Source organism: Afipia dichlorophenoxyacetatis (genome assembly GCF_055386385.1).
This window is the reverse complement of the sequence record NZ_AP029250.1, coordinates 4,548,102-4,570,480: the sequence shown is the minus strand read 5'-3', so window position 1 is coordinate 4,570,480 and position 22,379 is coordinate 4,548,102. Positions and strand designations below refer to the sequence as shown.

Genomic DNA, 22,379 nt, shown 5'->3' with positions numbered 1-22,379 from the left:
GCCGGTAGGACAGGGTCATGGAAGCATTAGGTCTGCTGCTGCACGGCTTCGCAGTTCTCTTCACCTGGAAGATTCTTGCACTTATGATGGTCGGGCTTGTGCTCGGCATCTTCGTCGGCGTGCTGCCCGGTCTCGGCGGCCCCAATGGCGTGGCGATCCTGTTGCCGCTGACCTTCACGATGGATCCGACGTCGGCCATTGTGATGCTGTCGTGCATCTACTGGGGCGCGCTGTTCGGCGGCGCCATCACATCGATCCTGTTCAACATTCCCGGCGAAGCCTGGTCGGTTGCGACCACATTCGATGGCTACCCGATGGCGCAGCAGGGCAAGGCTGCTGAAGCGCTGACCGCGGCGTTCACCTCATCGTTCATCGGTTCGCTCGCTGCGGTGATGCTGATCACATTCCTTGCGCCGGCTATTTCGTCCTTTGCGCTCCGGTTTGGTCCGCCGGAATTCTTCGCGGTCTATCTGCTGACATTCTGTTCCTTCGTGGGATTGGGTCGCGAAGCCAAGCACAAGACCGTGATCTCGATGGCGCTGGGCTTGCTGCTTGCGGGCGTTGGTCTCGACACTGTATCCGGCCAACTGCGCATGACGTTCGACTCGAATGACCTGATGCGCGGCATCAATTTCTTGGTTGCGGTGATCGGCCTGTTCGGCATCAGCGAAATCCTGCTGACCATGGAAGAGCGACTGGCGTTGCGCGGACATGCCGCCCGCATCAGCCTGCGAACCGTGTTCGGTGTCTGGAAAGATTTGCCGAAATATTGGGCGACGCTGTTGCGATCATCGTTCATCGGTTGCTGGCTCGGCATCACGCCCGGTGGTGCGATCGCCGCGTCGTTCATGGGCTACAACCTCGCCAAGCGCTTCTCCAAGGACAAGGACAGTTTCGGCAAGGGGCGCATCGAAGGTGTGTTCGCGCCGGAAACCGCAGCGCATGCCTCGGGCACCGCGGCCTTGTTGCCCATGCTTGCGCTCGGCATTCCAGGTTCGGGCACTGCCGCGATTTTGCTTGGCGGCCTCATGGTGTGGGGTCTCAATCCAGGCCCGTTGCTATTCGTGGAGCATAAGGATTTCGTCTGGGGTCTGATCGCGTCGATGTATCTCGGCAACGTCGTCGGCCTGGTGCTGGTTCTTTCCACAGTGCCGATCTTCGCGTCCATCCTGCGCGTGCCATTTGCGGCTATTGCGCCAATGATCGTCGTGTCATGCGCGATTGGCGCTTACGCCATCCAGAACGCGATGTTCGATATCTGGCTGATGCTGGTGTTCGGTGTTGTCGGCTACGTCTTCAAGAAGATCGGCATTCCGCTCGCACCGTTCACTCTGGCGTTGGTGCTGGGCAGCCGCGCGGAAGACGCGTTCCGGCTGGCGATGATCGGATCAGGTGGTCACATCAAGGTGTTCTGGTCGAACGGCTTGGTCGGTTCGATCACGACGCTGGCGATCATCCTGCTGTTCTGGCCGTTGATTGACCGTGTAATCGAGAGTTTTGCACGCCGCAGAGCACCGGCGAGCGCCTAGTTCAGACGCCATCTCACCTCATGCGCTGTATGAAGTGAGATGGCGTTCACGATTATTGGATTTGCGTCGCGCTGCGGACCTTGCAGGCTCCTTCCGCCTTCTCGGTGTCGATGTAGGCGAACTTCGTCTTTTTGAACGTCTTCGTGCTCTTCGGCTTCACCGTGACAGCAATGTTCTGATCGGTTTCGATCTTTCGTTCGCCCACTTTGGACATGTAATCACACTTTACGCGGACGTCTTTGACCGCGAAGTCATTGTCATTGGTGATGGTGACATCCGCGGTTCCAATATTGTTGCTGCCCGGCTTGCGCCAGCGCTCGATGGTCACCGCGACCTTGTCGCCGGGCTCAGCCGCATTCACGGAATAACCAACGCTTACGCTGCTTAAAAGAACGGCAACAGCGATAACGGTGTTGAGGCTGGTTTTCATGTCGTACTCCAGGCTTTCAAAAGGATCCCGCAATCGCCGCCGCGGGCTTGTTAGCAAACATCAAAATAAAGAGACCAAGTATTGAGCAGAATTATTCCACGGCTAAACTACGGACGACGATATTCGACCGGCAATTGCATTTGGACAGGACCGCAATGAACGACATCTGGCGCCTCTCGGCTACTGACCTCGCATCGAAAATTAGATCCCGCAAAATCTCCGCAAAGGAAGCTGCCAGCGCTGCTCTCGCGCGCCTCGATGCGGTCAATCCCGCGATCAATGCCGTCGTCGACCATCGTCCTGAAGAAACCCTCGCGCAGGCGGAAGCGATCGATACCGCAATTGCGAAAGGGGAGGATACCGGCGTGCTGGCCGGGGTCCCAATCACAGTCAAGGTCAATGTCGACCAAGCCGGATTCGCTACTACGAATGGTGTGCGCTTGCAGCGTGACCTTGTGGCGCAGTTCAATAACCCCGTTGTCGATAACCTGCGCAAGGCGGGCGCCGTCATAGTCGGGCGAACCAACGCACCTGCATTCTCCTATCGCTGGTTCACGACAAATTTGTTGCACGGCGACACCAAGAACCCGCGCGATCCAGCTATTACGCCGGGCGGCTCGTCTGGCGGCGCTGCAGCGGCTGTGACGGCGGGCATCGGGCATATCGCGCACGGCACCGACATTGCGGGTTCGATCCGCTATCCTGCCTATGCGTGTGGCGTCCATGGCCTGCGTCCAACGGTCGGGCGTATCCCGGCCTTCAATGCCTCGCTGCCTGAACGTTCGATCGGAGGACAGATCACGGCCGTATCGGGCCCACTTGCTCGTACGGTGGGAGACCTGCGGCTTGCGCTCGCAGCCATGTCGCAGCGCGACCCGCGCGACCCGTGGTGGGTGCCCGCGCCGCTGGAAGGCCCGGCTGTGCCGCGCCGGGCAGCAATTTGCCTGCGTCCGGGTGGGTTGGAGACGACGAAGGAGGTCAGCGACGCGGTGGCGGACGCGGGCAAGCGTCTGGAACGGGCGGGTTGGAGTGTCGAGGAAGTCTCCGATATTCCGCCGTTCGAGGAAGCCGCGGAATGGCAGATCAAGCTTTGGCTCGCCGACGGCTATGATGCTATGGTCGATGCTGCAAAGCGGGAAGGCGATCCCGGCGCACTGACCGTACTGCGCGGGCATGAGAAGACCGCGCGTTCGCTGGATTTCGCGACTTTCTCGAAGGCGCTGACGCGTCGCGCGACACTCGTCCGCGACTGGCAATTGTTCTTCGAGAAATACGCGGTCATCGTCATGCCGCCGTGTGGAGAACTGCCATTCCCATGGCAACTGGACCTCAAGGATGATGCGTCGTTCGCCCGGGTTTGGCGGGCGCAAATGCCGCAGATTGCATTGCCATTCATCGGCATGCCGGGCCTGACCGTTTCCACAGGCCTCGTTGGGCGCAGTCCGGTAGGGGTGCAGATCGTATCGGGACGCTACCGCGAAGATCTCTGCTTGTCGGCTGGCGAAGCCATCGAGGCGGGAGGGACGCCGCCAAGTCCAATCGATCCGATTTCGGCGTCGGACTGAAGGCGGCGCTTGGCGCGAAAGACGCTTTCGCTATTGGTCAGGAGTTCTTGCGTGCGCCTGACCAATATGCGGCCAGCCTTAAGATCGCGATTGGCAACATGAAGAAGGCGATGGCCTTCGTCGACGAGTTCGCGGGCGTGTTTCAAATCTTCGCTAAACGAGACGACCGCCATCGCTGCTTTCGCAGTGGTCATGATTCGACTCCTACGCGCGCCCGCCCGCGCATATCAATGCACGGACCGCGGGATTGTTCGCAGGAAACTTTCAACCTGCCGGATTTTTCCACCAAAAATGACGCAAGGCCACTCGCGCCGTTGAAAAGAACGGCGGAAGCGGTACCTGCTTATTCCGGTGCTTAGAGCTTAAGCGATGATCCCGGCGGCGCGCATCTTGGCGATCTCAGCCGCACTAAATCCGGCCGCGCCCAGTACCTCGTCGCTGTGCTGACCAACCTCGGGCGCCATGCGCGGCGGGACTTTCTTCGCGCCTTCAATGAAGATCGGCGTGTTGATCGTACGCAGATTGCTATCCGAGAAGGGCACGACCGCTTCGGTTTCGCGCATCTGGGGATCATCCGGGATGTCGGCGGCGATACCGACCACACCAAAGATCAGTCCGTTGCCGTCCAGGATCTTGCGCCACTCGGCGAGAGGCTTTTTGGCGAACACGTCATCAAGGACGGTGATCAGCTCTGGCGAATGGTTGTGGCGGGCCATCTTGGTTTCGAAACGCGGGTCTGCCGCAAGATCTTCGCGGTTGATGACCTTCACGAAGGTCGGCCACTGTTTCTCCTCGTTGAGGAGCGACAGGATGATCCAGCGGCCATCGCTGCATTTGTAGTGGTTGGTGACGGCATTCAGTGCACGGTGACGCGGTTGGCGCTGCTGGAATGTTGCGCCGCACAGCGCTGCTTGCGCGTAAATGCCGTTGGACCAGATGCCGTTGACCATCAGGTTCGACATCACCTGTGTGCCCTTGCCGGTGCGTTCGCGCTGATAAAGCGCTGTCACAATGCCGGCGAAAAGCGACATAGCGCAGGGATGATCGCCCATGCCAGGCATTGAACGTGCCGGTGTCGTCTCGTTGGTTTCGCGCACGAGGTCCATCAGGCCGGAGCGGGCCCACCATGCATTGCTGTCGAAGCCTGGCTTGTCGGCTTCGGCGCCGGTCTCACCGTAGCCGGTGAACGATGCATAGATCAGCCGGTCATTCAGCGGCGCGAGATCTTTGTAGGTGACGCCGAGCTTCTTGCGGACGGTGGGCGGAAAATTCGTGATGAAGACGTCGGCTTCGGCAACAAGGCGTCGCACCACCTCTTGTCCCTCAGGCTTGCTGAGGTCGAGGGCAAGGCTCTTCTTGTTGCGGCCTTCAAGCATCCAGGCGTAGTTGTGGGGGCTGATCGGATAGCCGGGGAGATTTGGCAAATTGCGGACCGGATCACCCGCTCCCGGAGGCTCGATCTTGATGACATCCGCGCCAAAATCCGACAGGGCAGTTGCTGATGAGGGAGCTGCGATGAAGCTTGCGCAATCGATGACCTTGAGGCCTTCGAAAATTCCTTGAGCCATTCGGCTTCTCCTTGGTTATTCCAGCACCGATTTTGATCGGTCGTTTCTGGTTAGTTGTCTCTGGTCAGTCGTTCTTGCGTTCGTCCGAAATCACCTTGCCGTCGTTTGGTAGGGAGCCGGGCGTCACCAGAGTGACACTGCCTTGCAGCTTTGTCACGGCACGGACAGTTGATGCAATAGCTTCTTGCAAGGCTTCGTCGGCGGAAGAAAATTCCGCCGCGAGCGTCATAATGTCCATCTCTTTGTCGCGGGTAACAATCAGGCGCAATCTGCCAAGCTCTGGATGCCGCTTGCCGACTTCCGCGATCTGTTCCGGGCGTACAAACATGCCTTTGACCTTGGTGGTCTGATCGGCCCGGCCCATCCAGCCTTTGATCCGCATATTGGTACGGCCACAGGGGCTCTGTCCGGCAAGCACGGCACTCAGATCGCCAAGCGCCAGCCTTATCCATGGGCGCTGGGAATCGAGCGAGGTGACGACGATCTCGCCGACGTCACCGTCAGAAACAGGTTCGCCGGTGCCTGGACGAACGATTTCAACAATGATGTCCTCGCTGACAACAAGACCTTCGCGCGCGGATGTCTCATAGGCGACGACGCCGAGGTCCGCGGTGCCGAACATTTGATAAGCATCGATGCCGCGCGATTTCATCTCTTCTTGCAGCGATTTCGGAAATGCTGCACCGGAGACTAGGGCGCGCTTCAATGATGACACGTCACGTCTGTCTTTTTCGCCCGCATCCAGCAGGATTTTCAGGAAGTCGGGAGTGCCGGTATACGCAATCGGCCGGTAAGCCTCGATCAATTCAAACTGCTGCTCGGTGTTGCCCGGACCTGCGGGAATTATGGCGCAGCCGAGCGAACGCGCCGAGGTGTCGAAAATAAATCCACCGGGCGTGAGGTGATAGCTGAAGGTGTTGAGCACCACATCGCCGGGCCGGAAACCGGCGGCAAACAGTGCGCGCGCACCGCGCCAGGGGTCGCTGTGGGTTGATTCAGGTTCGAAGATCGGGCCGGGTGACGTGAACAGGCGCCTGAAAGAACCGATCGGCGAGGGTACAAGGCCACCGAATGGAGGGGTGGCTTTGTGTAAGGTCGGAAGTTCGGATTTTCTGAGGACAGGCAGCGTGGCAAGCGCGGCTCGGTCGGTGATTGTCGCGAGATCGATTCCTTGGAAACGTTCGGCATAAACGGGCGCCTTGATGGCGGCGCGCAGAACATCCGGCAGGCGGGAGAAGAGATCGGAGTCTCGCTCAGACGGGGCTCGCGTCTCAAGGGCATCGTAATGTTGGGGCATGGATTCAAATCTCGCGAGGAGGATGGTTTATAGCCAACGCTTGCGTCGTTTGAAGCTCTTGAGGTTCTTGAAGCTCTTGCGCTGATCTCCGGCGCCGCCAAGATAGAATTCCTTCACGTCTTCGTTGTCGCGCAATTCATCAGCGGTGCCGTCAAGCACGACCTTGCCTTGTTCCATGATGTAGCCATGGCTTGCAACGGACAGCGCAGCGCGGGCGTTTTGCTCCACAAGCAAAATCGTCACACCCAAGTCGCGATTGATCTGCTTGATGATGCTGAATACTTCCTTGACCAGCAATGGCGAGAGACCCATCGATGGCTCGTCCATCAGGATCATCTTTGGTCGCGCCATCATGGCGCGGCCGATTGCCAGCATCTGCTGCTCGCCGCCGGAGAGATATCCGGCAAGACCCGTACGCTCCTTGAGGCGGGGAAAATATTTGAACACCACGTCGATGTCGTCATCGATGTTCTTGTCGCGGCGTGTATAGGCGCCAAGGCGAAGATTTTCGAGTGTGGTCATATCCGATATGATGCGCCGGCCTTCCATGACCTGAAAGATGCCTCGGCGAACGATCTTGTCTGGATCGATGCCGTCGATCCGGTCGCCGTTGAAGACAATCTCGCCGCGCGTCACTTCGCCGTCTTCCGTTTTCAGCAATCCTGAAATCGCTTTCAGGGTCGTGGATTTCCCAGCGCCGTTCGCGCCCAGCAGCGCCACGATCGCACCTTTCGGCACATCGAGGCTCAATCCGCGCAGCACGAGAATGACGTTGTCGTACACCACCTCGATGTTGCGCACGGCAAGCAGCGGCGCGGCTGCTGCTGCGGGCGTCGGTGTGGCGGTTGCGTCCGTAATCGTCTGCACAATGCTTATCCCGGTTTCGGAAAAGACGCCGCTCCGCGAAAGCGAAGCGGCGTTTATGTTCAGCTTACCAGCCGAGCCATTCCGGCTTGCGTGGCAGATCGACCGTCTTCACCTTCTCGAGCTTGATGGTGCCGTTCTTGACGAGATCGGCCACCGAAGCGTCGGTCGGGCCGGACACCTTCATGCGGTAGATGTCGACTTTCAGCGTTGGGCGGTGGTCCTTTTCGGTCCAGGTGGATGGATTGCAGACGCCTTCCATTCCAGCGGGGACCCAGTTGGCCTTCTGATAGAAGCCGTTCCTGACCTTCTCGCCGGTCGCACCGCCATTCTTGGCGGCCCACTCGACGGCTTCTTTCATGTAAAGAGCGGTGCAGACGCCAGCGACGTAATGCACCGGGCGATAGGCCTTGCCGTCAGGGTCTGACATCTTGGAGATTTCCTGCACGGTCTTCATGCCCGGCGCATCGCCGCCCCAGGCCACAGCAGTGCGCAACGGAAACACCACGCCGTCCGCGGCAGCGCCTGCCGCCTTGGCGGCATTCTCATCCATGCCCCAGACGTTGCCCATGAACTGTACATCCGTACCTGCAGCCTTGCAGGCATTCAGCACGGAGATGTTGGAGCCTGCCGTGTTGCCGAGATAGGCGTAGTTCGCGCCTGAACTCTTCAAGGTCAGGCACTGCGCACTGTAGTCGCCAGGGGTGAGCGCGAACACGATCGCTGGAAGCACCTCGAAGCCGAGTTCTGCAGCGATGGCTTCACCCGCAGCCTTCGGAGCGTTCGGGTAGGGATGGTTGCCCCCCATATGAACGTATTTTGGCTTGCCGGGTTTGCCCTTTGATTTCCAGTCTTCCGCAGCCCACGTCAGCATGCCACGCAAGGCATCCGAGTAGCTCGGGCCATAGAAGAAGTTGTAAGGCGCAGCTTTGGCCTTGCCGCTTGCACCGGTCGGGTCGGACAGAGCTGCCGAATACGATCCGGAGATATCGGGGATCTTGTCCTGTGCAAGGAAGCCGGTGAGGGCTTCAGTATCGGCGGTGCCCCAGCCGAGAATGGCGGCGACTTTGTCGGAGCCGGACCACTTCTTGTACTGCGCAATCGCGCGCGGCACCTGATAACCGTAATCGACGGTGTCGACGTTGACCTTGGCGCCGTTGATCCCGCCGTTCTTGTTCACCCACGCATAGGCGTCGGCGACACCTTGTCCGAACGGCGTGCCGACGTCCGACGTCGCACCCGAATAGTCGGCTAGATGTCCGAGCGAAATGGCTTGTGCCGAGGCGGCCGTACTGCCGAGCATCAGCGCCACTGCAGCGGTGCCGAGAAGAGCTTTTACAGTCATAAGCGTAGTCCTCCGGTTTCCTCTCGAGGTCATATTATTTTTTGTCAACGCCGTTCCGACCTCAATGCGAGAACGGGTAAAGCTTCCAGTATGCCTTGATCTGCCGCCACCGGTGAGCCAGCCCATCCGGTTCGAAGATAAGAAATATGATGATGATGACGCCGATGGCCATCTCGCGCAAGAATGCGATGTTGTGCTTCAGGCCTAGCGCATGATCGATTGAACTACCGCTCAAGGCCGCGCTCAGCCATTCCATGGACTCCGGCAGCAGCACCATGAAGGCCGTGCCCATCAGGGTGCCCATGATCGAGCCCACGCCGCCAATAATGATCATGGCAAGGAAGATAATTGATCGGTCGATGCCGAAGCCTTCGTTGGAAACGACCTGATTGTAATGCGCGTAAAGCGCGCCGCCGACGCCGGCAAAGAAGGCCGCGAGACCGAATGACAGCGTACGGTACTTGGTCAGGTTGATGCCCATGATTTCGGCTGAGAGGTAGTGGTCTCTCACGGCGACCAAGGCGCGGCCATCGCGCGTCCGCATCAGATTTGTGACGAGCAGATAACAAACAATCACATAGGCCAGTACCACGTAGAAGTATTGACGGTCGCCGCGGATTGGCTGGCCGAAAATCGAGAATGGTTCCGCGATAACTGGGACGCTGCCTCCGGTGAACCATTCCGCGCGATTAAAGAAGTCGAGCAGGATGAATTGCGCGGCCAGCGTTGCAATCGCGAGGTACAGTCCCTTCAAGCGCGCGGCAGGCAGTCCAAAAATCAACCCCACAGCAGCTGTGACCACACCTGCAAGCGGAATGCAGAAGAACACCGGAATGCCGAACCTGTTCGACAGGTAGGCAGACGTGAATGCACCGAAGCCGAAGAAAGCGGCGTGACCGATCGAGATTTGCCCTGTAAAGCCAACAACAATGTTGAGGCCGAGCGCGGCAATCCCGAAAATACCGATCTGGATCAGCAGGCTGAGCGTATATTCGTTCAAGACAAACGGTGCGAAACAGATCAGCACGATGCCGGCGATCATCGCATTGCGGCTCATGGCCGTCGGGAAGACGGTGGTATCCGCTGCGTAGGAGGTGCGGAAGTCGCCTGCGGGAAGAATACTCTGGCCTGCCATAATGATTTAGATCCGCTCGATATCTTTGGTGCCGAACAGGCCGTATGGCTTGATCATCAGGATGATGATCAATGCGTAGAAGGGGGCGACCTCAAACAGGTTGCCCCAGTGCAGATATTCGCTGTCGACGAAATGGGCGACGTTCTCGAGCAGTCCAATAATGATGCCGCCGAGGACTGCGCCGCCGACGCTATCGAGGCCACCGAGGATCGCAGCCGGAAACACCTTGATGCCGTAAGCCGCGAGACCTGCCGACACGCCGTTGACCACGGCTACCACCACGCCGGCAACCGCCGACACCGTCGCCGATATAGCCCAGGCCATGGCGAACACGCTTTTCACGGAGATGCCGAGCGACTGCGCCACCTGCTGGTTAAATGCGGTGGCGCGCATGGCGAGGCCATATTTGGAGACCCGGAAGAACCATGCCATGCCGCCCATCATCGCGATCGAGACAGCGAGGCTGAGGATGTAGACGGTCTGTACCTGCAAGCCGAAGATGTTCACAAGTTGGGTGTTGAAGACGCGCGGGAAGGGCTGCAGATTGACGCCGAAGATCCATTTCATCAGCGCTGAGAATACGGTCGACAGCGCAATCGTCACCATGATCACGGAGATGATCGGTTCGCCGACCATGGGGCGCAGGATCACAAGCTGGATTGCAATGCCGAAAACGAACATGAAAACGAGCGTAATCGGCATCCCGATCCAAAACGGGACCTGATACTTCGTCAATAGCCACCAGCAGACCCATGCGCCGATCAGCAGAAGCTCGCCTTGCGCGAAATTGACGACTTGAGTGGCTTTGTAGATCAACACGAACGACATCGCGACGACGCCATACAGCGTACCAACGACGAGCCCGTTGACTAGGAGCTGGATTAGAAGCTGGGTGTTCATCGCAGGCTCACCTTCATTCCGCAGCTTGGGCTGGTGCTTGCCGCCTGAGATCGACGACGGGAAGAGTGGTGCGCACGCGTTGGGTCGTACCGTCCTGGAAGCGGATCACGGTGTCGATGTCGATATCGGGCTGGTCGCTATAGATGGCGTCGATGATGTCGGCATACTTCTCGTTGATGACGCTGCGGCGGACCTTGCGGGTGCGGGTCAATTCGCCGTCGTCGGCATCGAGCTCCTTGTAGAGCAGCAGGAATTTCGCGATGCGCTGCGGGGGTGGCAATGTGGTGTTGACCGCCTCGACTTCCTTGCGCACCAGGTCGTAAACCTCGGGCCGGGAAGAGAGATCGGTGTAAGTCGTGAAGGATATCCGGTTCTTCTCCGCCCATTTGGAGACGATCGAGAAACGGATGCAGATCATCGCAGCGAGGTAGTCGCGTCCATCGCCCAGCACGACGGCTTCGGCGACGTAGGGCGAGAACTTCAATTTATTCTCGATGTATTGCGGTGAGAACCGATCGCCGCGGGCCGTCTGTGCAAGGTCCTTGATGCGATCGATGACGACAAGCTGTTTCGATGCGTTGAAGTAACCGGCATCGCCGGAGTGCATCCATCCGTTGCGCAGATCCGCGACAGTCGCGGCTTCATTCTTGTAGTAACCGAGGAACATGTTGGCGTGGCGGATGACGATTTCGCCGACACCGTTGGCATCCGGCTCTCTGATCTCGATCTCGATGGTTTCGGCCATCGACACGCCCGTGGTGTCGGGATCGACCTCATCCGGCTTGTGCAGGGTAAATGCGCCCAGTGTTTCGGTCTGGCCATAGAGTGTCCGAAGAGGCACACCCATCGCCCGGAAGAACTTGAACGTATCCGGCCCAAGCGCCGCGCCGCCGGTTGCCGCGGAGCGCAGCCGCGTGAAGCCCAGTCGGTCACGCAGGGCACGAAAGAGAAGCGTCTCCGCAACCATGGACCGCTCGCCTTTATCGAGCGCAGCCAAACCGGATTTCATCCCGACGTCGTAGAGCCGTTGCTTCATCGGGGATGAGTCCATCACCCGCGAACGAACGTCGGCTGCGATGGCTTCCCAGATGCGCGGCGCGAATAGCACAAAGGTCGGCGCGATCTCGCGGAAGTCGTTCATCATGGTGTCAGGCTGTTCGACGAAGTTCACCTTCATCCGGCTGAGCAAACCTTTGCCGAGCGCGTAGACCTGTTCCATGATCCATGGCAACGGCAGCACCGAGACGTATTCATCGTCTGGGCCTTTGGGATCAAAACTAAGATATGTTGCGCAGTGACGCAGGACGCGGCCGGCCGCGAGCATCGCGAGCTTCGGATTAGAGGTTGTCCCAGAGGTCGTGCACAGAATGGCGACATCCTCGCCATTTGTCGCATCGACCAGTTGGTCGTACAGATCCGGATCACGCGCCGCGCGCTCGCGCCCCATCTCTGCAAGCCTGTCGGCGCTGATCAGGCGCGGGTCGTCATATTTCCGCATGCCGCGTGGATCGGAGTAGACGATGTGGCACAAATGCGGGGCCCGGTCGCCGAGTTCGAGCAGCTTGTCGACCTGTTCTTCGTCCTCGGCAAACACGAGCTTGGTCTCGCCGTAGGAGAGGAGATACAACACCTCTTCACTGAGTGACTCGCGATACATGCCAAGACTCATACCGCCGACGGCATGAGCTGCGATTTCCGCGGAGACCCAATCCGGCCGGTTGTCACCGATGATGCCGATCACGTCGCCACGGCCAATGCCGAGTTCGATCATGCCGAGCGCAAAGTCGCGGACGCGGTTTTGGTAATCGTCCCAGGTGAAGATGCGCCACAGACCGAGGTCTTTTTCGCGCAATGCGATCTCGCGGCCATGTTCCTTGGCATTCAGCCGCAACAGTTTTGGATAAGTATCAGCCTGCGCTACACGGCCCGCGTAGTCCATCATGCGGTGGCCTCCGCAACGGGCGGCGCATCATCGGAATCGCCCGGCAACTCGTCATCTTCGCCGAGATAGGCGCGGCGGACATGCGGATCGGACAGCACATCGGCGGGAAGGCCTTCAGCGATCTTGCGCCCGAAATCCAGCACGGTGATGCGATGAGAGATATCCATCACCACGCCCATGTCGTGCTCGATCATCATCACCGTCATCCCATACTCTTCGTTGAGATCGACGATGTAGCGCGCCATGTCTTCCTTCTCCTCGAAATTCATGCCGGCCATCGGCTCGTCGAGGAGAATGAGTTTCGGCTCCAGAGCCATGGCGCGGGCGAGTTCAACACGCTTGCGCAGACCGTAGGAGAGGGTGCCGGCAACTGCCTTGCGGACCGACTGCAGATCGAGGAAGTCGATAATTTCTTCGACCTTGCGGCGGTGTTCGAGTTCTTCGCGGCGCGCGCCGGTCAGCCAATACAGCGAGCCGGTGATGAAGTTATTCTTCAGCAGGTGATGCCGACCGACCATGATGTTATCGAGCACCGTCATATGATGAAACAGTGCGAGATTCTGGAAGGTGCGACCAATGCCGAGCGCAGCGCGGTTGTTAGGTTTGAGGCCGGTGATGTCGCGGCCTTGATAAAACAATTGTCCTTCGGTCGGCGTATAACGGCCCGACACGCAATTTACTATCGAGGTTTTACCGGCGCCGTTGGGACCGATGATCGAAAACAGCTCACCTTCCTTGACGGCAAAATTAACGTCGGTCAGCGCGCGTACGCCGCCAAACCGCAACGAGACGCCTCGCACCTCAAGTGCGTATGCCACTTCATCCCTCCCACGTGATCCGAGAGGAAGCGGTTCAAAACGCCTCGCGTCCCGGGATCAACAGACCGGCGCCTTTTGGCGCTCATTTTCTCGTGGCTGGCGGATTTTCCGCTCAGCGATCGATTTTAGCCTAGCGTGTCTTTTGGCTGAAACCTATTCGACTAACGGTATCTGGTGGCTCAAAAGCAAGCCTTGCCGGCGGGCATTTTTGCACAAATGGCTTTGCGGTTTTTGCAATTTTTTAGACTTCGAGCCACTCTTTGCGGATCGCCTGGTTGGCTTTCAGGTCGGCAGGAGTTCCCTCGAAGACGATGCGGCCGTGGCCCATCACGTAAAGGCGATGGGAAATCCGCATGGCAATGGACAGCTTTTGCTCAACCAGCAAAATCGCGACGCCGCGCCGGGCGATTTCTGCGATCAGATCGCCGACCTGCTGAACGATCAGGGGTGCCAATCCTTCCGTGGGCTCGTCGATCATGACGAGTTCCGGATCGCCCATCAAAGTGCGGCAAATTGTCAGCATCTGCTTTTCGCCGCCGGAGAGGACGCCGGCCGCGGTGTCAGCACGAGCCTTGAGGTTCGGAAACATCTCCAGCATGTCGTCGAGACGCCATTTGCCCGGGTGCTTGGGATTCTTGATGCCAAGCATCAGGTTCTGACGCACGGTCAGCCCGGGGAAAATATCGCGGTGCTCGGGGACATAACCGAGACCAAGATGCGCGATCCTGTAGCTCGGCATTCCGGCAATGTCCTTGCCCTTGAACTTGATCGAACCATGCGGGGGCACTTCGCCCATGATGGCCTTGACGGTGGTGGAGCGGCCAACGCCATTGCGGCCCAGCAGGCTGACCACTTCGCCAGCTCCGATATGCATGTCCACGCCCTGAAGAATATGGCTCTTGCCGTAATAGGCGTGCAGATCCTGAACTTCCAACATCAGGCGGCCTCCTCACCGAGATACGCTTCCCTGACCTTCGGGTTGTTGCGTATTTCCTCGGGCGTTCCCGATGCGATGATGTTCCCGTAGACCAGCACGGAAATGCGGTCAGCCAGCCCGAACACTACGCTCATGTCGTGTTCGACGATGAGCAGGGTGCGACCCTCGCTCAGATGACGGATGAGCTCAACCGCGCGCTCGGTTTCGGCGTGGCTCATGCCGGCGGTCGGTTCGTCGAGCAGGATGACGTCAGCGCCACCGGCGATGGTGATGCCGATTTCGAGCGCACGTTGCTCAGCATAGGTCAAGAGACCGGCCGGAACGTCACGCCGTGAGACGAGGTTGATGTCCTGCAGGATCTGCGCGGTGCGGTCGCGGACCTCCGGGAGCCGGTCGACATTTTTCCAGAACGCGTAGCGATGACCGGTGGCCCACAAGACGGCACAGCGGATGTTTTCCCACACCGTCATCTTGGCGAAGACGTTGGTCACCTGGAAGCTGCGGGACAGGCCCCGGCGGTTGATCTGATAAGGCGGCAGATGTGAAATCACTTCGCCTCGCAGCAACACGCTGCCGGATGTAGGCTTCATGTAGCCGCTGATCAGGTTGAACGTCGTCGACTTGCCGGCACCGTTCGGGCCGATGAGTGCATGCCGTTCACCTTGCGCGACCTGGAGATTAAGATCGCGAATGACTTTGGTCATGCCAAAGCTCTTTTGCACGTCGCGGATTTCGATGGCGTTGGTCATGCGGCAAATCCCTTTTCGCGCGCTGCGCTTAAGGCGCCGTCCCAGGCTTCCGCGACCTTCGCCCAGGTTTTACGCGCGATCACAAAGCCACCCACGATCAGCACCGCTGCCACACCCCATGTGATCGGGCTCGCGGCGTTGAAGCTGATACCGAAGGCCTTGACGTTCGGACTGTCCTCCGGATTGACCGTGTAGTGAACCACGGTCTCGATTGCGAGCATAAGACCGGTGATCATCGCCAGCGTCGGTACGAATGCGATCAAATAGGACGGCAAGACCTTGCCGATTGTACCGGCAAGCACAAGCGGCCGATGCTTCATTAAGAGACCGGTGATGCCGCCTGGAGCGAACATCACGACAGCGATGAAGAACAGGCCAAAATACAGCTGCCAGACGCTGGTGAGGTCACTCAATCCGAGCGACAGAAGGGTCACGAAGATCGCGCCGACAGCCGGACCGATAAAGAAGCCAATGCCGCCGATATAGGCCGCGAATAGCACTGTTCCGGATTGGACGGCGCCGAGATAGGCCGAGTTGGCGATCTCGAAGTTGATCGCCGCAAGGGCTCCCGCGATACCTGCGAAGAAACCCGAGAAGCAGAATGCGATGTAGCGGATAACGTGCGGGTCATAGCCAACGAATTGCACGCGCTCGGGATTGTCACGCACGGCGTTGCACATGCGGCCCAGAGGTGTGCGGGTGAGGGCGTACATCGCGATCATACAGATCAGCGTCCACGCCGCGATCAGGTAATAGATCTGGATCTGTGGACCGAAGCTCCAGTCAAACAGACGCAGCACCTTCGTACGGTTCGCAGAGACCCCTGCTTCACCACCGAAGAACGTTCTCAGGATCAGCGCAGACGACGCGACGAGTTCGGCAACGCCAAGCGAAATCATAGCGAAGGCCGTGCCGCTGCGTGCCGTCGAGACCCAGCCGAGGAGGGCTGCAAACGCGAGGCCCGTGAGTCCACCGATCAGCGGTACGACTGGCAGCGGTATCGGCCACTTGTGGGCGCCGATGATGTTGATGGCATGAATCGCGAGGAAGCCGCCGAGGCCGTAATAGACGGCATGCCCGAACGACAGCATTCCGGTCTGTCCAAGCAGAATGTTGTAGGACAGTGCGAAAATAATCGAGATCCCGATCAGGCTGAATGTCGTCAGCGATCCGCCGGAACTGAAAACTTTCGGCAACAGCAACAGCAGCAACGCTACCACAACCCAGAGGCCGTAGAACTTCAGCTTGTCTGTCGTCGCGGGTCGCGGAGGGGCCGCGCTTGAGATCACATCGCTCATGTGTCGCGTGTCCCCATCAGGCCCATCGGGCGGAAAGCAAGAATGAGAACCAGCAGCACGTAGGGCATGATCGGCGCGATCTGCGCGACAGTCACGTTCCAGATGTCCGAAAGCCACGTCCTGGCATAATCAGGGCTAAGCGGGCCGAAGATTTCGGCCAGCGATCCGTTCATCGACACGGCGAAGGTCTGGATCAGGCCGATCAGCAGTGATGCGATGAATGCGCCCGGCAGTGAGCCAAGGCCGCCAACAACGACCACAACGAACAGGATCGGGCCAAGGAGGGCCGCCATGTTCGACTGCGTCACGAGTGCGGGTCCGGCGATCACGCCCGCCACCGCAGCGAGCGCCGTGCCGACGCCGAACACCATCATGAAGATGCGTCCGACATTATGGCCAAGATGGCCGACCATGTGCGGGTGGGTGAGGGCGGCCTGCACGATTAACCCGATGCGGGTTTTCTTCAGCGCGATCAGCAATCCAAGGAAGATTGCGATCGAAGCCACAAGCATAAATATCTTGTAGGCAGGGTAGTTGGTCGAAAACACCGTGAAGGCAGGAAAGTCCAACGCCTCGGGCACCCGGAAGTCGGCCGGGCTCTTGCCCCAGATAATCTGCACGATCTCTTCGATGGCGAAGGCGAGACCGAAGGTAAACAGCAGCTCGGCGACGTGACCGTTCTTATGAACGTGGCGCAGACCGTAGCGCTCGACGGCAGCGCCAAGCAGGCCGGCCAGCAATGGCGCGACGACCAGCGCGGGCCAGAACCCGAACCATCGGCTGATCTGGAATCCAAAGAATGCGCCGAGCATGTAGAAGCTCGCGTGCGCGAAGTTCAGCACGCCCAGCATGCTGAAGATCACTGTCAGGCCGCTGGCCATAAGAAACAGCAGCATGCCGAACAGGATGCCGTTAAGCGTAGATATAACGATGAGCTCTAGCACTTTCCCACCCCTGGAAAATTAAAGCTGTGTTCGCCCAGGTCCCCACCTGGGCGAACACAGATTGCGTAAGGGACAGGGTTACGGCCGTTCCATCTTGCAGGTGGTTGGCAGGATGCTCTGGTCGGTGTCGATCTTGGCGACCGACTTCCAGCCCCAGCCGGTTTTTTCTTCGTCGAACGGCTCCTTCTCGGTGCGCTCACCGAGCGAAGAGATGTACATCGGCTGGAAGAACTGGTGGTCGTCCTTCCGCATCATGCCCTTGCCACCGTTGAGCACTTCGAACTGCATGCCTTCAAGCGCAGCTGCGACCTTGACTGGATCTAGCGACTTGGCCTTTTCGGCGGCCGCGGCGAACATCCGCATTTCGTTGGCCGCGCGCGGATACCAGAAAGTCTGGCCATTGTATTTCGCCCGGAAGGCCTTCTCCATATCGATCGAGTCCTTGTTTTCGATATTGGCGAAGCCTTCGGTGATCTGGAACACTTGGTGGTTCAGGTTGGCCTGCTTGACTGCGGTCGGGCCACCGGCGCCGCCTGCATAATAAGTGTACCAGTTGACCTTGAGGCCTGCGTCTGCGGCGGCCTTCAGCAGCAGTGCAATGTCCTGACCCCAGTTGCCGGTGATGACGCTGTCAGCGCCAGATGCCTTGATCTTTGCAACGTAAGGCGCGAAGTCGGTGATCTTGAGCAGCGGATGCAGTTCGTCGCCGACGATTTGGACATCCGGACGCTTGGCGGCGAGCATCTTCTTCGCCGTTGTACGGACCGATTCACCAAACGAGTAGTCCTGGTTGATCAGATAGATCTTCTTCACTGACGGCGTTGTCTTGATGTAGTTGGTCAGCGCTTCCATCTTGATGTCGGAATTGGCATCCCAACGGAAATGCCAGAAGCTGCATTTGTCATTGGTGAAGACCGGATCGACCGCGGCGTAGTTGAAGTACAGGATTTCCTTGCCAGGGTTACGCTCGTTGTACTTGGAGACGAAGTCGATCAGCGCGCCGGCAACCGATGAGCCGTTGCCCTGGGTGATGTAGCGAACACCGCCATCGATCGCTTTTTGGGCCTGGATCAAACTTTCCTGCGGGTTGGTTTTATTATCGAGCGGAACGATCTCGACTTTCTTGCCGAGAATGCCGCCCTTGGCGTTCAATTCATCCGCAAGAAACTGGAAGGTCTTGAGGCCGACTTCACCGACGCTTGCGCCACCACCTGACAGAGGATCGATATATCCGATCTTGACGGTGTCCTGGGCCAGCGCCGCTCCGCCCATCAACGGAAACGCAAAGGCAGCGGCGATTATGAGTTTACGCATATCTCTCTCCCTGAATTTAACGGCAGGCTCTTTTAGCGGCATCGAAATCAGCCCGACGCGCTTCAGCCATTCATGGGTGGATTGTGGTCCAAGCGCTCACCAGCCGCAAGTCCGCTCTCGATCACTGTGGCGAGAATGCTTAATTTGCCCGCAGCGTTCTGGGGTGATACGCACAGCTTCGTCATGCGTCGTCCGCAGAGCGAAACATGACTGGCGGACGACATCGATTTTACATGACTTGGAGTTGAGATGGCTGCGGCGCCTTTTGAACTAAAGGATAAGAAAGTCTTCGTTGCGGGCCATCGCGGCATGGTTGGAAGCGCCCTGGTGCGCCGTCTGGCTCAAGAAGATGTGGAAATCCTCACGGTCCAGCGCAGCGAGGTCGATCTATTGGATCAGGCCGCGACCAATCGCTGGTTCGAAAAAGCCAAGCCGCACATTGTACTTCATGCCGCGGCCAAGGTCGGTGGTATTCACGCGAACAATACACTGCGCGCTGAGTTCATTTATGAGAACCTGCAGCTTGCGGCCAATGTCATTCACGCCGCCCATGTCAATGGCGTCGAAAAGCTGCTGTTTCTTGGTTCATCCTGCATCTATCCGAAACTGGCCCCGCAGCCGTTGCGCGAGGATTCGCTGCTGACGGGCGAGCTTGAGCCGACCAACGAACCTTACGCGATTGCCAAGATTGCGGGCGTCAAGATGGTAGAGGCCTATCGCAGCCAGTATGGCAGCGACTTTATCAGCATCATGCCGACCAACCTTTATGGGCCCGGAGACAACTATCATCCCGAGTACAGTCACGTGGTTGCGGCGCTGATCCGTCGTTTCCACGAGGCCAAGGAGGCAGGCGCTCCAAATGTCACGGTGTGGGGGACAGGAACGCCGCGGCGTGAATTTCTTTACGTCGATGACATGGCGGATGCTTCAATTCACCTGCTCCGTCATTATTCGGGTGGTACGCTGGTCAATGTCGGAACAGGAGAAGACATGACCATCGCCGAATTCGCGCGCGTCGTCGCTAAAACCGTGGGCTACACCGGCGAGATTGTTTTCGATCCATCCAAACCCGACGGCACGCCGCGTAAGCTGCTCGATGTCAGCCGCCTTGCAGAGCTTGGTTGGAGAGCAAGCACCTCCCTTGAGAATGGGATGAAGCTCGCTTACCGGGCGTTCCTGGAACGCAAGCCCGGCACCTGAACTCTATCGTCGCCGATTGATCAGACAGGTATTGCGGTCCGGCGGTAGCATTATTCCGCCGCGCGAGCGGCTTTACCCGCCGGGCTGTCCGCCCGCTTCTTGGGCATGGTTGCCGTCGAGCCGATAATTTCGTCGCGTTCCAGTTGGGCGATCTCCTCATCAGTCAGGCCCAATACCCCGTTCAACACCTCGTGGTTGTGCTGGCCGAGCGTCGGGGCGACGTGGTTGATCGCGTAGGGGCGCGCCGCGTCGCCTTCGCGGTAGGCGACCGACGGCAGGAGATGAGGACCCATAAAGGGACGATCGCTCGGTTGCCAATGACCGACGCTGAGCAAGTGAGGATCTGCGGCAAGATCCTGCGGAAGTTTCGCAATGCCGGCCGGAATTCCGGCGCTCTGGAGCGTCACCATCGCGATATCCGGCCGGACGTCGGCGAGCCACTGGCGGATAGCGGCTTCGATCTCATCCTCGTGCTGGCGTCGTCCCGCCAAAGTGGTCAGTTCAGGATTCCCGGCGAGGTCCGAACGCCGCATCACGCCACACAGAGCCTGCCACTCGTCGTCGGTTCGGACAGCCAACGTGACCCATTGATCGATGCCAAGAGCCGGGAAACAGCCGTGTGGGACGAAGCGCGGATGGCGATTTCCAAGGCGAGGGCCGGTGGTGCCGGTGGCGGATTGTTCAAGGATCGATGGCGCCACCATCGGCAACATGCACTGCACCTGGCTAAGATCGATGTGCTGGCCTTTTCCAGAGATCTTCTGGTGCATGAAGCCGAGCATCAGGGCCGCGGCGGCATTCAGGCCCCCGATCGGATCGCCAAGGGCGGCGTGCAGCATGGTCGGCGGATCATCCTGATTGCCGTTCACTGATGGCAGACCTGAAGCCTGTTCTAACGTTGATCCATAGGCTCGTACGCCGCTCCACGGGCCTGACATGCCGAAGGCGGGCATGGTCAGAACAATCAGACGCGGATTGATGTCCAGAATCGTCTGCACGTCGAGACCGAGCCGCGGCATGACGTCGGCGGCATAATTGTCGATGACGGCATCGGCGTCTTTCATCAGCTGCTTGAGCAGCGACAAGCCCTTCTCCGTGGTGAGGTCCAGCGTGATACCGCGCTTGTTGCGGTTGTTCATCTGGAACCAGTAGGTCTTCTCGTAGGTCCGCTCTTCGTGATACGGCGGCCTTGTATCGGTGCCCCGAAACCAATCCGGATACTGACACGACTCCACTTTGATCACGTCGGCGCCGAGATCGCCCATCTGGCGCGTTGCGGTTGGCCCCGCCCAGCCCATGGTGAGATCGATGATGCGGAGCCCCTTGAGTGGCAGCGCATCTTGTTCGGTGGCGGCGCGCGTTGCTGCTCGCTTACGCGCGACGAGGTCCGTTGTCTTGTGCTCCCCGGCAAGCGGTGCGTGCCCGTTTGCTCTCGGCAGCGCGCGCGTCAAATGCTGCGGTAAGACCGGTCCTTCAAACGATGCGGTGCCGATGGTTACCGGTCCGAATGCGCCGCGGCTGCGGTGAACATCCTGTGCCAAAAGTTCTTTCATGTCGGGGACGACGGCAAGAGGAAGGCGCAGTTCAATGCCTTTCTCGAACCATTCCATCGCCGTGCGGGTCAACAGGATCGGCGAGATGATCTGTCTCAACTCGTCGGCATGCATGAAGCGTCCGATATGCGACGAGTATTTCGAATCCGCTCCCATGTCCGGGCGCTCGATCATTTTGCAAAATGCAACCCATTGTGCCGGAGTAACAACGGTGACACCGAGCCAGTCGTGCTTGGTTGGGAAGGCGCCGCTTGGGTAACCGCGGCCAAAGCGGTTGATGCCGGGGCGGGGGCGTGAAAAACCGGTCTCGAGGGCAAGGCCTGTGTCGAATTCGCTGATGTGCAGCATCGCCTCAAGATTGTTAACGGCGAAGCGGCGTGCACCATCAGCATGTGCAAAGAGGCCTGCAAGGCTCGGGATAAACGCGGTCAGTCCACCGACGACACCGACCTGTCCGTCACGCGGTAAAACGGGAGGGCCGTCGACTGGGCCCACGAGCTTCACCAAACCAGCGAGACTGCGGCAGACCGCTTCGCTTGCCTCGTAATTTCGGTAGGGTCCGCTCTCGCCGAACCACGAGAGCGCGGTGATCGCAAGGCCGGGATCTGATTGGCGTAGTCGTTCGTGGGAGATCAGCGACGACTTCGCGATGTCGGGATGCCGCGCGTCGAGCAATAGATCGGTGCTGGCGAGCAGCGCCAGAATTTGTTTCGCATCATCCGGATTTTCCGGGTCGGCGATGATGCTTTTCTTGTTGGTGTTCAGCCACGCAAACGTGATGCTTTCAAGTTCTCCGCCGCCTACATCCACTGTGGGTGAGATACGCCGCGCGGGGTCGCCGCCTGGTGGCTCGATCTTGATGACGTCGGCACCAAAGTCCGAAAACAGCTTGCCGCAGTAGCCGAGCGTATCGCCCGTTCCGATTTCGACGACGCGAAACTTCGACAGAGGCAAGTCGGACATGTGCACTCCCAGTTTTCTTGTTTGTAGC

At 58.9% G+C, this 22,379-nt stretch carries 19 protein-coding genes; 4 read left to right on the top strand and 15 right to left on the bottom strand.

Going from position 1 to position 22,379, the window contains the following annotated elements; translation table 11 throughout:
• Positions 1-17: 17 nt before the first annotated feature.
• Positions 18-1,529 (top strand): tripartite tricarboxylate transporter permease, encoded by a 1,512-nt coding sequence (locus ACZ5C3_RS21395; protein ID WP_464032823.1) that lies wholly within the window; start codon positions 18-20, stop codon positions 1,527-1,529.
• A 52-nt stretch (positions 1,530-1,581) separates the two neighbouring features.
• On the opposite strand, the gene ACZ5C3_RS21390 is transcribed toward ACZ5C3_RS21395, so the two are convergent.
• Entirely contained in the window at positions 1,582-1,959 is a 378-nt protein-coding gene (locus ACZ5C3_RS21390; RefSeq protein ID WP_464032821.1) for a hypothetical protein, read from the bottom strand.
• A gap of 155 nt (positions 1,960-2,114) precedes the next feature.
• Here ACZ5C3_RS21390 and ACZ5C3_RS21385 point away from each other — a divergent pair, with 155 nt between their 5' ends.
• The gene (locus tag ACZ5C3_RS21385) at positions 2,115-3,524 is read left to right on the top strand and encodes an amidase family protein (protein ID WP_464032820.1); all 1,410 of its coding nucleotides are present in this window, start codon (positions 2,115-2,117) and stop codon (positions 3,522-3,524) included.
• Positions 3,525-3,571: 47 nt separating this feature from the next.
• Positions 3,572-3,883 (top strand): hypothetical protein, encoded by a 312-nt coding sequence (locus ACZ5C3_RS21380; RefSeq protein WP_464032819.1) that lies wholly within the window; start codon positions 3,572-3,574, stop codon positions 3,881-3,883.
• Positions 3,884-3,886: 3 nt separating this feature from the next.
• On the opposite strand, the gene ACZ5C3_RS21375 is transcribed toward ACZ5C3_RS21380, so the two are convergent.
• From ACZ5C3_RS21375 to ACZ5C3_RS21315, 13 genes are all read right to left on the bottom strand, one after another.
• Positions 3,887-5,092, bottom strand: a complete 1,206-nt coding sequence (locus ACZ5C3_RS21375; protein WP_464032817.1) for a CaiB/BaiF CoA transferase family protein — start codon at positions 5,090-5,092, stop codon at positions 3,887-3,889.
• A gap of 64 nt (positions 5,093-5,156) precedes the next feature.
• Entirely contained in the window at positions 5,157-6,389 is a 1,233-nt protein-coding gene (locus tag ACZ5C3_RS21370) for a phenylacetate--CoA ligase family protein (protein ID WP_464032815.1), read from the bottom strand.
• A 27-nt stretch (positions 6,390-6,416) separates the two neighbouring features.
• On the bottom strand, positions 6,417-7,256 hold the full coding sequence (locus tag ACZ5C3_RS21365; RefSeq protein WP_464032814.1) for an ABC transporter ATP-binding protein: 840 nt from the start codon (positions 7,254-7,256) through the stop codon (positions 6,417-6,419).
• A 64-nt stretch (positions 7,257-7,320) separates the two neighbouring features.
• Complete coding sequence (locus ACZ5C3_RS21360) at positions 7,321-8,598, bottom strand: ABC transporter substrate-binding protein (protein WP_464032812.1); 1,278 nt, start codon at positions 8,596-8,598, stop codon at positions 7,321-7,323.
• 61 nt (positions 8,599-8,659) lie between these two features.
• A complete protein-coding gene (locus ACZ5C3_RS21355; protein ID WP_464032810.1) occupies positions 8,660-9,733 on the bottom strand; it encodes a branched-chain amino acid ABC transporter permease in 1,074 nt (357 codons plus the stop codon).
• 6 nt (positions 9,734-9,739) lie between these two features.
• Complete coding sequence (locus tag ACZ5C3_RS21350) at positions 9,740-10,633, bottom strand: branched-chain amino acid ABC transporter permease (protein WP_464032808.1); 894 nt, start codon at positions 10,631-10,633, stop codon at positions 9,740-9,742.
• 13 nt (positions 10,634-10,646) lie between these two features.
• Entirely contained in the window at positions 10,647-12,575 is a 1,929-nt protein-coding gene (locus tag ACZ5C3_RS21345) for an AMP-binding protein (RefSeq protein ID WP_464032806.1), read from the bottom strand.
• Positions 12,572-13,393: an ABC transporter ATP-binding protein gene (locus ACZ5C3_RS21340; RefSeq protein ID WP_464032805.1), complete on the bottom strand. Its 822-nt coding sequence runs from the start codon at positions 13,391-13,393 to the stop codon at positions 12,572-12,574. Before ACZ5C3_RS21340 ends, ACZ5C3_RS21345 begins: the two co-directional genes overlap by 4 nt.
• Positions 13,394-13,634: 241 nt before the next feature.
• The gene (locus ACZ5C3_RS21335) at positions 13,635-14,330 is read right to left on the bottom strand and encodes an ABC transporter ATP-binding protein (protein ID WP_464032804.1); all 696 of its coding nucleotides are present in this window, start codon (positions 14,328-14,330) and stop codon (positions 13,635-13,637) included.
• Entirely contained in the window at positions 14,330-15,079 is a 750-nt protein-coding gene (locus tag ACZ5C3_RS21330) for an ABC transporter ATP-binding protein (protein ID WP_464032802.1), read from the bottom strand. The genes ACZ5C3_RS21335 and ACZ5C3_RS21330 overlap by 1 nt, the downstream gene beginning before the upstream one ends.
• The gene (locus ACZ5C3_RS21325; RefSeq protein WP_464032800.1) at positions 15,076-16,377 is read right to left on the bottom strand and encodes a branched-chain amino acid ABC transporter permease; all 1,302 of its coding nucleotides are present in this window, start codon (positions 16,375-16,377) and stop codon (positions 15,076-15,078) included. The genes ACZ5C3_RS21330 and ACZ5C3_RS21325 overlap by 4 nt, the downstream gene beginning before the upstream one ends.
• Entirely contained in the window at positions 16,374-17,321 is a 948-nt protein-coding gene (locus ACZ5C3_RS21320; RefSeq protein ID WP_464032798.1) for a branched-chain amino acid ABC transporter permease, read from the bottom strand. Before ACZ5C3_RS21320 ends, ACZ5C3_RS21325 begins: the two co-directional genes overlap by 4 nt.
• Positions 17,322-17,399: 78 nt before the next feature.
• Positions 17,400-18,635, bottom strand: coding sequence for a branched-chain amino acid ABC transporter substrate-binding protein (locus tag ACZ5C3_RS21315; RefSeq protein WP_464032796.1), 1,236 nt, complete (start codon positions 18,633-18,635; stop codon positions 17,400-17,402).
• A gap of 249 nt (positions 18,636-18,884) precedes the next feature.
• On the opposite strand from ACZ5C3_RS21315, the gene fcl reads away from it, so the two are divergent.
• Positions 18,885-19,835, top strand: a complete 951-nt coding sequence (gene fcl / locus ACZ5C3_RS21310) for a GDP-L-fucose synthase (RefSeq protein ID WP_464044258.1) — start codon at positions 18,885-18,887, stop codon at positions 19,833-19,835.
• Between the two features lie 50 nt (positions 19,836-19,885).
• Here fcl and ACZ5C3_RS21305 read toward each other — a convergent pair whose 3' ends face one another.
• Positions 19,886-22,351 (bottom strand): CaiB/BaiF CoA-transferase family protein, encoded by a 2,466-nt coding sequence (locus ACZ5C3_RS21305; protein WP_464032793.1) that lies wholly within the window; start codon positions 22,349-22,351, stop codon positions 19,886-19,888.
• Positions 22,352-22,379: the final 28 nt, after the last annotated feature.